14 protein-coding genes are annotated in these 11520 nt (G+C 59.9%); 13 read left to right on the top strand and 1 reads right to left on the bottom strand.

The window, feature by feature from the left end; genetic code table 11:
• The first annotated feature begins 124 nt into the window (after nt 1–124).
• Nucleotides 125–1081: a 23S rRNA pseudouridine(955/2504/2580) synthase RluC gene (gene rluC / locus JS46_RS11160; RefSeq protein WP_033750959.1), complete on the top strand. Its 957-nt coding sequence runs from the start codon at nt 125–127 to the stop codon at nt 1079–1081.
• 13 nt (nt 1082–1094) lie between these two features.
• On the opposite strand, the gene JS46_RS11155 is transcribed toward rluC, so the two are convergent.
• Nucleotides 1095–1679 carry a nucleoside triphosphate pyrophosphatase gene (locus JS46_RS11155; RefSeq protein WP_033750957.1) on the bottom strand — a complete coding sequence of 195 codons (585 nt, stop codon included), beginning with the start codon at nt 1677–1679 and terminating at the stop codon, nt 1095–1097.
• A 140-nt stretch (nt 1680–1819) separates the two neighbouring features.
• Here JS46_RS11155 and yceD point away from each other — a divergent pair, with 140 nt between their 5' ends.
• From yceD to holB, 12 genes are all read left to right on the top strand, one after another.
• Entirely contained in the window at nt 1820–2341 is a 522-nt protein-coding gene (yceD, locus tag JS46_RS11150) for a 23S rRNA accumulation protein YceD (RefSeq protein ID WP_033750954.1), read from the top strand.
• A 14-nt stretch (nt 2342–2355) separates the two neighbouring features.
• Nucleotides 2356–2526: a 50S ribosomal protein L32 gene (gene rpmF, locus JS46_RS23385; RefSeq protein ID WP_017348070.1), complete on the top strand. Its 171-nt coding sequence runs from the start codon at nt 2356–2358 to the stop codon at nt 2524–2526.
• A 25-nt stretch (nt 2527–2551) separates the two neighbouring features.
• Nucleotides 2552–3592 carry a phosphate acyltransferase PlsX gene (plsX, locus tag JS46_RS11145; protein WP_072010432.1) on the top strand — a complete coding sequence of 347 codons (1041 nt, stop codon included), beginning with the start codon at nt 2552–2554 and terminating at the stop codon, nt 3590–3592.
• The gene (locus JS46_RS11140) at nt 3593–4546 is read left to right on the top strand and encodes a beta-ketoacyl-ACP synthase III (protein ID WP_033750948.1); all 954 of its coding nucleotides are present in this window, start codon (nt 3593–3595) and stop codon (nt 4544–4546) included.
• Between the two features lie 16 nt (nt 4547–4562).
• Entirely contained in the window at nt 4563–5495 is a 933-nt protein-coding gene (gene fabD, locus JS46_RS11135) for an ACP S-malonyltransferase (RefSeq protein WP_033750945.1), read from the top strand.
• Between the two features lie 10 nt (nt 5496–5505).
• Nucleotides 5506–6240: a 3-oxoacyl-ACP reductase FabG gene (fabG, locus tag JS46_RS11130; RefSeq protein WP_033750943.1), complete on the top strand. Its 735-nt coding sequence runs from the start codon at nt 5506–5508 to the stop codon at nt 6238–6240.
• A gap of 153 nt (nt 6241–6393) precedes the next feature.
• On the top strand, nt 6394–6630 hold the full coding sequence (gene acpP, locus JS46_RS11125) for an acyl carrier protein (protein ID WP_025901771.1): 237 nt from the start codon (nt 6394–6396) through the stop codon (nt 6628–6630).
• Between the two features lie 83 nt (nt 6631–6713).
• Nucleotides 6714–7955: a beta-ketoacyl-ACP synthase II gene (fabF, locus tag JS46_RS11120; protein ID WP_033750934.1), complete on the top strand. Its 1242-nt coding sequence runs from the start codon at nt 6714–6716 to the stop codon at nt 7953–7955.
• A 120-nt stretch (nt 7956–8075) separates the two neighbouring features.
• Nucleotides 8076–8888, top strand: a complete 813-nt coding sequence (gene pabC / locus JS46_RS11115) for an aminodeoxychorismate lyase (protein ID WP_033750931.1) — start codon at nt 8076–8078, stop codon at nt 8886–8888.
• Entirely contained in the window at nt 8885–9904 is a 1020-nt protein-coding gene (gene mltG, locus JS46_RS11110; protein ID WP_033750927.1) for an endolytic transglycosylase MltG, read from the top strand. The genes pabC and mltG overlap by 4 nt, the downstream gene beginning before the upstream one ends.
• On the top strand, nt 9894–10526 hold the full coding sequence (tmk, locus tag JS46_RS11105; RefSeq protein ID WP_033750924.1) for a dTMP kinase: 633 nt from the start codon (nt 9894–9896) through the stop codon (nt 10524–10526). Before mltG ends, tmk begins: the two co-directional genes overlap by 11 nt.
• A complete protein-coding gene (gene holB, locus JS46_RS11100; RefSeq protein WP_033750921.1) occupies nt 10523–11512 on the top strand; it encodes a DNA polymerase III subunit delta' in 990 nt (329 codons plus the stop codon). The genes tmk and holB overlap by 4 nt, the downstream gene beginning before the upstream one ends.
• Nucleotides 11513–11520: the final 8 nt, after the last annotated feature.

Below are 11520 nucleotides of genomic sequence, written 5' to 3'. Positions count from 1 at the left end.
GTCGGACGAATGAGCAGGCTGCTGAAAAAGCCAGCGCACGCTGCGCTTTTTCGCGCGACAAGAGGAGAGTTAAGCACAGAAAAAGGGGTGGCGCTATCACAGGACACTATTTAGAATCGCCGCCATGAAAACAGAGAATCCTGGCGTACAGCTTGTCGCCATTTCGGCTGAAAATGCCGGACAACGCATCGATAACTTTTTACGCACCCAGCTCAAGGGCGTGCCGAAAAGCATGATTTACCGCATCCTGCGCAAAGGCGAGGTGCGGGTAAATAAAAAACGCATTAAGCCGGAATATAAGCTGGAAGAGGGCGACGAAGTGCGCATCCCGCCGGTGCGCGTCGCCGAGCGCGAAGAGCAGGCGGTGTCGCCGAAACTGGAGAAAGTCGCGGCGCTGGCGGAGGCGATCATCTTCGAAGACGATCATATCCTGGTGCTCAACAAGCCTTCCGGCACGGCGGTGCACGGCGGCAGCGGGTTGAGCTTCGGCGTGATCGAAGGGCTGCGCGCGCTGCGTCCCGAGGCGCGCTTCCTCGAACTGGTGCATCGCCTCGATCGCGACACCTCCGGCGTGCTGCTGGTCGCCAAGAAGCGGTCGGCGCTGCGCTCGCTGCATGAGCAGCTGCGCGAAAAGGGGATGCAGAAGGATTATCTGGCGCTGGTGCGCGGCAGCTGGCCGTCGCACCTCAAGAGCGTACAGGCGCCGCTGCTGAAGAATATCCTGCAGAGCGGCGAGCGCGTGGTGCGGGTCAGCAGCGAAGGGAAACCGTCGGAAACGCGCTTTAAAGTGGAAGAGCGCTTCGCCTTCGCCACGCTGGTCAAGGCGAGCCCGGTCACGGGCCGCACCCATCAGATCCGCGTGCATACTTTGCATGCCGGTCATCCTATCGCCTTTGACGATCGCTACGGCGAGCGCGAGTTCGACAGCCAGCTGGCCCCGACCGGACTGCGTCGTCTGTTCCTGCACGCCGCCGCCCTGACCTTTACCCACCCCGGCAGCGGCGAAACGCTGCGTTTAGAGGCGCCGCTCGATAACGAACTCAAGCGCTGCCTGCAGGCGCTGCGTCAGCAAAAAAGCTGACGCGCTTTCGGCGTCATTCCAGCGGATTGATGCCGACCGCCCGCAACATGCCGCTGAGCGCAATTAGCGGCAGCCCGATTAGAGTATTCGGATCGCGCCCCTCCAGCCGCTCGAACAGGCAAATGCCCAGCCCCTCGCTCTTGAAACTCCCGGCGCACTGCAAAGGCTGCTCCTTCTCTATATAGGCGTGGATCTCCGCATCGCTGAGCGCGCGGAAGTGCACCACAAAAGGTTCGCAGCACTGCATCAGCGTCCCGCTGCGCGGCTGGTAGAGCGCCAGTCCGGTATAAAAGGTGACGGCGTTGCCGCTCGCCTGACGCAGCTGCGCGAAAGCGCGTTCGGGCGTGTGCGGCTTGCCGGTAATGGCGCCGTCGAGCACGCATACCTGGTCCGAACCGATAATCCAGCTGTCGGGATAGTCGGCGGCCAGCGCCTGCGCTTTGGCGACGGCGAGGCGGGCCACCAGGGCGTCGGCGGCTTCGCCAGCGCGCGGCGTTTCGTCAACGTCTGGCGCCGCGGTAATAAAAGGCAGGCCGAGTTTGCCCAGCAGCGCCTGACGAAACGGCGAGGTTGAGGCTAAAAGAAGAGAGACAGGCATTTTTTCACAATAGTAATGGCGAATTGGTGACACTCATTTTAAACTGTGCGCCGCACTGGATGCGAATAACTGGTGAAAGATGCTGTGAAACGGCCTTTTTCTTTGACTCTATGACGTTACAAAGTTAATATGCGCGCCCTATGCAAAAGGTAAAATTACCCCTGACGCTGGATCCGGTCCGCGCCGCTCAAAAACGCCTGGATTATCAGGGCGTTTACACCCCTGAACAGGTGGAGCGCGTAGCCGAATCAGTTGTTAGTGTGGACAGTGACGTGGAATGTACCATGTCGTTTGCGGTTGACAGCCAGCGCCTCGCCGTACTGCAAGGTACAGCGGACGTGCAGGTTACATTGCGCTGCCAGCGCTGCAACCAGACATTCCCTCACGCTGTCCACGTAAGCTATTGCTTCAGTCCTGTCTCAACCGATGAGCAGGCCGAGGCACTGCCGGAAGCCTACGAGCCGATCGACGTCGATGATTTTGGCGAAGTCGATCTGCTGGCGGTGATAGAGGATGAAATCATTCTCGCGCTGCCGGTCGTTCCGGTGCATGATTCTGAACACTGTGAAGTGTCCGAGGCGGACATGGTCTTTGGCAAATTGCCTGCAGAGGCGGAAAAACCAAACCCATTTGCCGTATTAGCCAGTTTAAAGCGTAAGTAATAGGAGTAAGGTCCATGGCCGTACAACAGAATAAACCCACCCGTTCTAAGCGTGGCATGCGTCGTTCGCACGATGCGCTGACCACTGCAACTCTGTCTGTAGATAAAGTTTCTGGCGAAACGCATCTGCGTCACCACATCACTGCGGATGGTTACTACCGCGGTCGCAAGGTCATCACCAAGTAAGACTTGCGCTTAGCAAGGTGATACTTTGACACGTTTGACCCTGGCTATTGATGCCATGGGCGGGGATTTCGGTCCCTGCGTGACAGTGCCTGCAGCTTTGCAGGCACTGGCCTCTCATTCGCATCTCAATCTTCTTCTGGTCGGCATTCCCGACGACATCACTCCATTGCTTGCCAAAGCGGATTCCTCGTTAATAGAACGTTTGCAGGTCATTCCTGCGGAGTCAGTTATTGCAAGCGATGCGCGACCCTCTCAGGCGATCCGCGCCAGTCGCGGCAGCTCGATGCGTATTGCGCTGGAGCTGGTGAAAGAGGGACGAGCGCAGGCCTGCGTCAGCGCTGGCAACACCGGCGCTCTGATGGGGCTGGCGAAATTAATGATAAAACCGCTGGACGGCATCGAGCGCCCGGCGTTAATGACCGTGCTGCCGCATCAGCAGCGCGGCAAAACGGTGGTGCTCGATTTAGGCGCCAACGTGGACTCCGACAGCGAGATGCTGGTGCAGTTTGCCGTAATGGGCGCGGTGATGGCGGAAGAGGTGTTAGCGATCCCCAATCCCCGCGTCGCGCTGCTCAATATTGGTCAGGAAGAGACCAAAGGGCTGGAGAGCATACGCGCCGCCGCCAGCATGCTGAAAGCGTCCGGGCAGATTAACTATATTGGTTACCTGGAAGGCAACGACCTGCTTACCGGCAAGACAGATGTGCTGGTGTGTGACGGTTTCGTCGGCAACGTCACGCTGAAAACCATGGAAGGCGTGGTAAGAATGTTCCTTTCCCTGCTGAAGTCTTCAGGGGAGGGGAAAAAACGGTCATGGTGGCTGAAGCTGCTGGGGCGCTGGATTCAGAAACGTCTGGCTAAGCGCTTCGGGCATCTCAACCCCGACCAGTACAATGGCGCTTGTCTGTTAGGATTGCGCGGAACAGTGATCAAAAGCCATGGCGCGGCCAATCAACGCGCCTTTGCCGTGGCGATAGAACAGGCAGAGCAGGCGGTGCGACGGCAGGTTCCCGAACGAATCGCCGCGCGTCTTGATGCTGTATTAGCCAGGAGTGACAAAGCCTAGATGTTTACCAAAATTATCGGTACGGGCAGCTATTTGCCTAGCCAGGTGCGTTCGAACGCGGATCTGGAAAAAATGGTGGAGACGTCGGACGAGTGGATCGTAACCCGCACCGGCATCCGCGAGCGCCGCATTGCCGCGCCGGATGAAACCGTCGCCAGCATGGGCTTCGCGGCTGCGCAGCGCGCGCTGGAGATGGCGGGCGTAGAGGCAGGCGACATCGGACTGATTATCGTCGCCACCACCTCGTCCAGCCACGCTTTTCCCAGCTCGGCCTGCATGATCCAGCAGATGCTGGGCATCAACGACTGCGCCGCCTTCGACCTCGCGGCCGCCTGCGCGGGCTTTACCTATGCGCTGAGCGTCGCGGACCAGTACATTAAAAACGGCGCGGTGAAGCATGCGCTGGTGATTGGCTCCGACGTGCTGGCGCGCACCCTCGATCCCAACGATCGCGGCACCATTATTCTGTTTGGCGACGGCGCGGGCGCGGTGGTATTAGGCGCAAGCGAAGAGCAGGGCATCATCTCTACGCATCTGCATGCCGACGGCCGCTACGGCCAGCTGCTGACGCTGCCTTACCAGAATCGCGCTAATCAGGACGAGCCAGCCTATCTCACCATGGCCGGCAACGAAGTGTTCAAGGTGGCGGTAACCGAGCTGGCGCACATCGTTGACGAAACCCTGCAGGCCAATAATCTCGATCGCGAAATGCTCGACTGGCTGGTGCCGCATCAGGCTAACCTGCGCATCATCAGCGCGACGGCGAAAAAACTCGGCATGGGCATGGATAAAGTGGTGGTCACGCTGGATCGTCACGGCAATACCTCGGCGGCGTCGGTGCCCAGCGCGCTGGATGAAGCCGTGCGCGACGGCCGTATCAAACCCGGACAACTGATTCTGCTGGAAGCCTTTGGTGGCGGGTTCACCTGGGGTTCCGCACTGGTTCGCTTTTGATTCACAGGAAAGAAAGATGACGCAATTTGCCTTTGTTTTTCCCGGTCAGGGATCACAGACCGTCGGCATGCTCTCTGAGCTGGCGGCGGCCTATCCGCTGGTGGAAGCGACCTTCCGCGAAGCGTCTGACGCGCTGGGATACGATCTGTGGCAGCTGGTCAGCGCTGGCCCGGCTGAAGAACTGAACAAGACCTGGCAGACGCAGCCTGCGCTGCTGGCCGCTTCCGTAGCGATCTATCGCGTCTGGCAGCAGCAGGGCGGCGCGCAGCCGACGCTGATGGCCGGCCATAGCCTCGGCGAATACTCCGCGCTGGTGTGCGCCGGCGTGCTTGATTTCGCCGACGCCATTAAGCTGGTGGAGCTGCGCGGCAAGCTGATGCAGGAAGCGGTGCCGGAAGGCACCGGCGCGATGCAGGCGATTATCGGCCTCGACGACGCCTCGATTCGCAAAGCCTGCGAAGAGAGCGCGCAGGGCCAGGTAGTCTCGCCGGTTAACTTTAACTCGCCGGGCCAGGTAGTCATCGCGGGCAATAAAGAAGCGGTCGAACGTGCGGGCGCAGCCTGTAAAGCCGCAGGCGCCAAGCGCGCGCTGCCGCTGCCGGTCAGCGTGCCGTCGCACTGCGCGCTGATGAAGCCTGCCGCAGACAAACTGGCGGTAGCGCTAGAAGAGATTGCGTTCAACGCGCCGTCCGTTCCGGTGGTGAATAACGTTGACGTAAAATGCGAAAGCGACGCGGCGGCGATCCGCCACGCGCTGGTGCGCCAGCTTTACAGCCCGGTTCGCTGGACCGAGAGCGTAGAATTTATGGCGTCGCAGGGCGTTACCCAGCTGCTGGAAATGGGGCCGGGTAAAGTGCTGACGGGTCTGACCAAACGCATTGTGGACAGCCTGACGGCGGCAGCGGTCAACGACCCGACGTCGCTTGCTGCAGCACTTGAACAGGAATAAGAGGATAAACATGAGCTTTGAAGGTAAAGTTGCGCTGGTAACAGGCGCGAGCCGCGGCATCGGCCGCGCGATCGCTGAAACGCTGGTCGCGCGCGGCGCTAAAGTTATTGGCACCGCGACCAGCGAAAGCGGCGCAGAAGCCATCAGCGCTTACCTCGGCGATAACGGCAAAGGTCTGCTGCTGAATGTGACCGATCCCGCATCGATCGACAGCGTGCTGGAGAAGGTTCGCGCAGAATTTGGCGAAGTAGACATTTTGGTCAATAATGCAGGCATTACGCGTGACAATCTGTTGATGCGCATGAAAGACGACGAGTGGGCGGATATCCTTGATACCAACCTGACGTCGGTCTTCCGTCTTTCGAAGGCGGTTTTGCGCGCCATGATGAAAAAACGCGTGGGTCGTATCATTACCATCGGTTCCGTTGTTGGCACCATGGGCAACGCGGGCCAGGCAAACTACGCAGCAGCCAAGGCGGGTTTGATTGGCTTTAGCAAATCACTGGCGCGCGAAGTTGCGTCACGTGGCATTACCGTAAACGTCGTGGCTCCGGGCTTTATCGAGACGGACATGACGCGTGCACTGAGCGAAGATCAACGTTCCGGCATTTTGACGCAGGTTCCCGCAGGTCGTTTAGGCGACGCGCAGGAAATCGCCAATGCTGTTGCATTCTTAGCCTCTGACGAAGCAGCCTACATCACGGGTGAGACGCTGCACGTCAATGGCGGCATGTACATGGTCTGATAATCACGAAATCATTTGCATTGTTTGCGGTAAAAACCGCAAAATAGCGTAAAATCGTGGTTCGACCAGCCGGGATTTTGTTGCATCTTTTTCAACATTTTATACACTACGAAAACCATCGCGAAAGCGAGTTTTGATAGGAAATTAAATAGTATGAGCGATATCGAACAACGCGTTAAGAAAATCATTGCTGAGCAGCTGGGTGTGAAAGAGGACGAAGTAACAAACTCTGCATCTTTCGTTGAAGACCTGGGTGCTGATTCTCTTGACACCGTTGAGCTGGTAATGGCTCTGGAAGAAGAGTTTGATACTGAAATTCCAGACGAAGAAGCTGAGAAAATCACTACCGTTCAGGCAGCGATCGACTACATCAATAGCCACCAAGGCTAATGAATATCTTCAGGCGGTCGCTCGACCGCCTGAGTTTTATGCTAGTTCCTTAGAGTTTTTATTCCCCTCCCTGGAGGACGAACGTGTCTAAGCGTCGTGTAGTTGTGACCGGTCTTGGCATGTTGTCTCCTGTCGGCAAAACCGTAGAGTCTACCTGGAGTGCTCTCCTTGCCGGTCAGAGCGGCATTAACCTGATCGACCATTTTGATACGAGTGCCTACGCAACCCGTTTTGCTGGCATCGTAAGAGATTTCAATTGTGATGAAATCATCTCGCGCAAAGATCAGCGCAAGATGGATGACTTCATCCAATATGGCATTGTTGCCGGCGTGCAGGCTATGCAGGATTCGGGTCTGGTCGTGACCGATGAAAACGCTGGACGCATCGGCGCGGCAATTGGTTCCGGCATCGGCGGACTGGGTCTGATCGAAGAGAACCATACTTCGCTGGTCAACGGCGGTCCGCGCAAAATCAGTCCGTTCTTTGTACCTTCAACCATCGTGAACATGATCGCCGGCCATCTGACGATTATGTATGGCATGAAAGGTCCCAGCATCTCTATCGCCACTGCCTGTACTTCCGGCGTGCACAACATCGGTCATGCGGCGCGTATCATTGCCTATAACGATGCTGACGTGATGCTGGCGGGCGGCGCAGAGAAAGCCAGCACCCCGCTGGGCGTGGGCGGCTTCGGCGCAGCGCGCGCGCTCTCTACGCGCAACGATAACCCGCAGGCGGCAAGCCGTCCGTGGGATAAAGATCGTGACGGTTTCGTACTGGGCGACGGCGCGGGCATTATCGTGCTGGAAGAGTATGAGCACGCGAAAAAACGCGGCGCGAAAATCTATGCGGAAATTGTCGGCTTCGGCATGAGCAGCGATGCTTACCACATGACGTCACCGCCGGAAAACGGCGCTGGCGCCGCGCTGGCGATGGAAAACGCGCTGCGCGACGCGCAGCTGTCGGCAGAGCAGATCGGCTACGTCAACGCGCACGGCACCTCTACGCCAGCGGGTGACAAAGCGGAAGCGCAGGCGGTGAAAACCATTTTCGGCGCCTCGGCGAAAACCGTTATGGTCAGCTCGACTAAATCGATGACCGGCCACCTGCTGGGCGCGGCAGGCGCGGTAGAGTCAATCTACTCGATTCTGGCGCTGCGCGACCAGGCCGTTCCGCCGACCATTAACCTGGATAATCCGGATGAGGGCTGCGATCTCGACTTCGTGCCTCACACGGCACGTCAGGTTAGCGGCCTGGAGTACACGCTGTGTAACTCCTTCGGCTTCGGCGGCACGAACGGCTCATTGATTTTCCGTAAGATCTGACGATTCACGTTCTGGCAAAAGGCCCGCAAATGCGGGCCTTTTTTCTATCTGGAAAGGCTCTGAAACGGATTATCACACCACAACGCGCTACCATAGCGCTTTTGCCTGCGGGAGAGCCCTATGTGGGTAAATGGAACGGAGCAGCGCACGCTGCCTGTCAGCGATCGCGCGACGCAGTTCGGCGACGGCTGCTTTACCACGGCAGCGGTGCATAACGGCCGCATTCAGCTGTTGGCGGCGCATCTGCGCCGTCTGCGCGAGGGATACGAACGCCTGATGATGCCGGACGTCGACTGGGCGCGGCTGGAAAAAGAGATGCGCGCAGCCGCGCAGCCGCACGCCCAGGCGGTCCTGAAAGTCATTCTCAGCGCCGGCGCTGGCGGACGCGGCTACAGCCGTAATGGCAGCAGCGGCGCCACGCGCGTCGTCTCGGTTGCGCCCTGGCCGCACCACTATCAGCCGCTGCAAACCCTGGGCGTCAGGCTGCAGACCAGTCCGGTGCGGCTGGCGCAGAACCCGCTGCTGGCGGGCATCAAACACCTGAATCGCCTGGAGCAGGTGATGATCCGCGCGCATCTCGAGCAGAGCGACGCCGACGAGGCGCTGGTGCTTGACACTGCGGGCTACGTGGTGGAATGCTGTGCGGCCAATTTATTCTGGCGGCAGGGCGAACGCGTTTTTACGCCCGATTTGACGCACGCTGGCGTCGACGGCGTGATGCGGCGCTATCTGATGGCGCAGATGGCCGCCGCAGGTCTGCATTGCGATGTGGTGCGCTGTGAAGCGGCGCAGCTGCAGACGGCCGACGAAATCGTCATCTGCAATGTCCTGATGCCGGTTTTGCCGGTACGACAGCTGGACGACAAGGCGTTCAGCGAGCGCGCGCTCTACCACCGGTTTCAGCACAGCTGCTATTTAATGGAAGCAAAATGAGTCGAACGAAAAAAATTTTCGCCGTCGTCGCGGCGGTTCTGGTGCTGGCGGCAGCCTTCAGCTACTGGCAAATTCAGCGCTTCGCCGCGACGCCGTTAACCATTGACCAGGAAACGATCTATACCTTACCAGCGGGCACCGGCCGGGTGGCGCTGGAGGCACAGCTGGAGAGCCAGCATCTGATCCCGCAGAGCATCTGGTTCGGTCCGCTGCTGAAGCTCGAGCCGGATCTGGCGCGCTTTAAAGCGGGTACCTACCGGCTGGAGAAGGGGATGACGGTGCGCGCGCTGCTGCAGCTGCTCGCCAGCGGCAAAGAGGCGCAGTTCCCGCTGCGGCTGGTAGAGGGCCAGCGCCTGATCGACTGGCTTGCCGAGCTGCGTGCCGCGCCCTATATCAAACACCAGCTGAAAGATGACCAGTTCGCCACGCTGGCGAAGACGCTGAACATCGATCCGCAGGCGCTGGAAGGCAGTTTCTATCCGGATACCTATCTCTATACCGCCAACACCAGCGATATCGCACTGCTGCAGCGCGCGCATGCCCGCATGACGGCGCTGGTGGATCAGATCTGGCAAAATCGCATGCCGGACCTGCCCTATAAAAATCCGCAGGAGATGGTGACCATGGCGTCGGTGATTGAAAAAGAGACCGCCGTCAGCGCTGAACGCGCGCGCGTCGCGTCGGTGTTTATTAACCGGCTGCGCACCGGCATGAAGCTGCAAACCGATCCGACGGTGATTTACGGCATGGGCGAGAAGTATACGGGCACGCTGACGCGTAAAGACCTCGAGACGCCGACCGATTACAATACCTATACCATAAACGGCCTGCCGCCTGGCCCCATCGCCGCGCCGAGCAAAGCCTCGCTGGAAGCGGCCGCGCATCCCGAAAAAACCGATTACCTCTATTTTGTCGCCGACGGCAAGGGCGGCCATACCTTTACCACCAACCTTGCCAGTCATAATCAGGCGGTACAGGCTTACCGGCAAACGCTGAAGGAAAAAGATGAAAAGTAAGTTTATCGTCATTGAAGGCCTGGAAGGCGCCGGAAAAACCACGGCGCGCGAGGCGGTAGTCGCCGTGCTGCGCGAGCGAGGCGTTCAGGATATCGTCTTTACCCGCGAACCGGGCGGCACGCCGCTGGCGGAGCAGCTGCGCGTACTGGTGAAGCAGGGCATCGAAGGCGAACAGGTCACGGACAAAGCGGAGCTGCTGATGCTCTACGCCGCCCGCGTGCAGCTGGTGGATACCGTGATCAAGCCCGCGCTGGCGCGCGGCGCCTGGGTCATCGGCGACCGGCACGACCTCTCTTCGCAGGCCTATCAGGGCGGCGGACGCGGGCTGGACGCCGCGCTGATGCGCACGCTGCGCGACGCCGTGCTGGGCGATTTTCGCCCCGATCTTCAGCTTTACCTCGACGTCACGCCGGAAATTGGCCTGCAGCGCGCCCGCGCCCGCGGCGAGCTGGATCGCATCGAGCAGGAGTCGCTGCGCTTTTTCGAGCGCACCCGCGAGCGCTATCTGGCGCTGGCTGCCGAAGACGAGCGCATCCTGACCGTGGATGCCACGCAGCCGCTCGACAGCGTCACCCAGGCGATTAAAGCGACCCTGACGCGCTGGCTGGATCGGCAGGCATGAACTGGTATCCGTGGCTGAATCAGCCTTACCGCTACATTATCGGCCAGCATCAGACGGGACGCGCGCATCATGCGCTGCTGATTCAGGCGATTGACGGCATGGGCGAGGAGGCGCTGGTATGGGGCGTCAGCCGCTGGCTGATGTGCCAGCAGAAGGATGGACTGAAGAGCTGCGGCCAGTGCCACGGCTGTCAGCTGATGCAGGCGCAGACGCATCCCGACTGGTATCGCCTGGAGGCAGAGAAGGGCAAAAGCACCCTGGGTATCGACGCGGTGCGCCAGGTGACCGAGAAACTCTACCATTTCGCCCAGCAGGGCGGCGCGAAAGTGGTCTGGCTGCCCGATGCCGCGCAGCTGAGCGAATCGGCGGCTAACGCGCTGCTGAAAACGCTGGAAGAGCCGCCGGCCAACAGCTGGTTCTTCTTAGGCAGCCGCGAATCGTCGCGTCTGCTGGCCACGCTGCGCAGCCGCTGTATGGCGCTCTCGCTGGTGCCGCCGGACGAGGCGCAGAGCCTGCAGTGGCTGAGCAAGCAGTTGCCGCACGAGTCTGTCGCGCTGCAGACCGCGCTGCGCCTCAGCGCGGGCGGCCCGGCGGCGGCGCTACAGCTGCTGGAGCCGGCGCGCTGGCAGGCGCGCCAGAACCTGTGCGATGCATTGCCCGCCGCGCTGCGGCAGGATATTTTGCTGCTGCTGCCGCTTCTCAATACAGAGGATGTCGCCGCGCGCATCAGCTGGCTGATGGCGCTGCTGGTGGATGCGATCAAATGGCAGCAGGGCGCCGTGCGCTGGCTAAGCAATCCCGACCGTCAGGATGTGGTCGCGCTGCTGGCAGAGACCTTTTCCACCCGCGCGCTGGATGAGAGCGCGCGCGCATGGATGCAGTGCCGGGAACAGCTGATCCACGTGGCCGCCGTCAACCGCGAACTGCTGTTAACCGACCGACTTCTCAGCTGGGCTGATCAACGCAAGCCCGGCGTAGTCGCTTAACGACCAAA

This window comes from Pantoea sp. NGS-ED-1003 (genome assembly GCF_000738765.1).
GTDB lineage: Bacteria > Pseudomonadota > Gammaproteobacteria > Enterobacterales > Enterobacteriaceae > Pantoea > Pantoea septica.
Note: the sequence above shows the minus strand (reverse complement) of the source record. Positions and strands in the feature narration are given on the sequence as shown.

Coding starts and splice junctions, on each gene's coding strand:
- rluC (WP_033750959.1), top strand. CDS start 125: ATGAAAACAGAGAATCCTGGCGTACAGCTTGTCGCCATTTCGGCTGAA.
- JS46_RS11155 (WP_033750957.1), bottom strand. CDS start 1,679: ATGCCTGTCTCTCTTCTTTTAGCCTCAACCTCGCCGTTTCGTCAGGCG.
- yceD (WP_033750954.1), top strand. CDS start 1,820: ATGCAAAAGGTAAAATTACCCCTGACGCTGGATCCGGTCCGCGCCGCT.
- rpmF (WP_017348070.1), top strand. CDS start 2,356: ATGGCCGTACAACAGAATAAACCCACCCGTTCTAAGCGTGGCATGCGT.
- JS46_RS11140 (WP_033750948.1), top strand. CDS start 3,593: ATGTTTACCAAAATTATCGGTACGGGCAGCTATTTGCCTAGCCAGGTG.
- fabD (WP_033750945.1), top strand. CDS start 4,563: ATGACGCAATTTGCCTTTGTTTTTCCCGGTCAGGGATCACAGACCGTC.
- fabG (WP_033750943.1), top strand. CDS start 5,506: ATGAGCTTTGAAGGTAAAGTTGCGCTGGTAACAGGCGCGAGCCGCGGC.
- acpP (WP_025901771.1), top strand. CDS start 6,394: ATGAGCGATATCGAACAACGCGTTAAGAAAATCATTGCTGAGCAGCTG.
- pabC (WP_033750931.1), top strand. CDS start 8,076: ATGTGGGTAAATGGAACGGAGCAGCGCACGCTGCCTGTCAGCGATCGC.
- mltG (WP_033750927.1), top strand. CDS start 8,885: ATGAGTCGAACGAAAAAAATTTTCGCCGTCGTCGCGGCGGTTCTGGTG.
- tmk (WP_033750924.1), top strand. CDS start 9,894: ATGAAAAGTAAGTTTATCGTCATTGAAGGCCTGGAAGGCGCCGGAAAA.
- holB (WP_033750921.1), top strand. CDS start 10,523: ATGAACTGGTATCCGTGGCTGAATCAGCCTTACCGCTACATTATCGGC.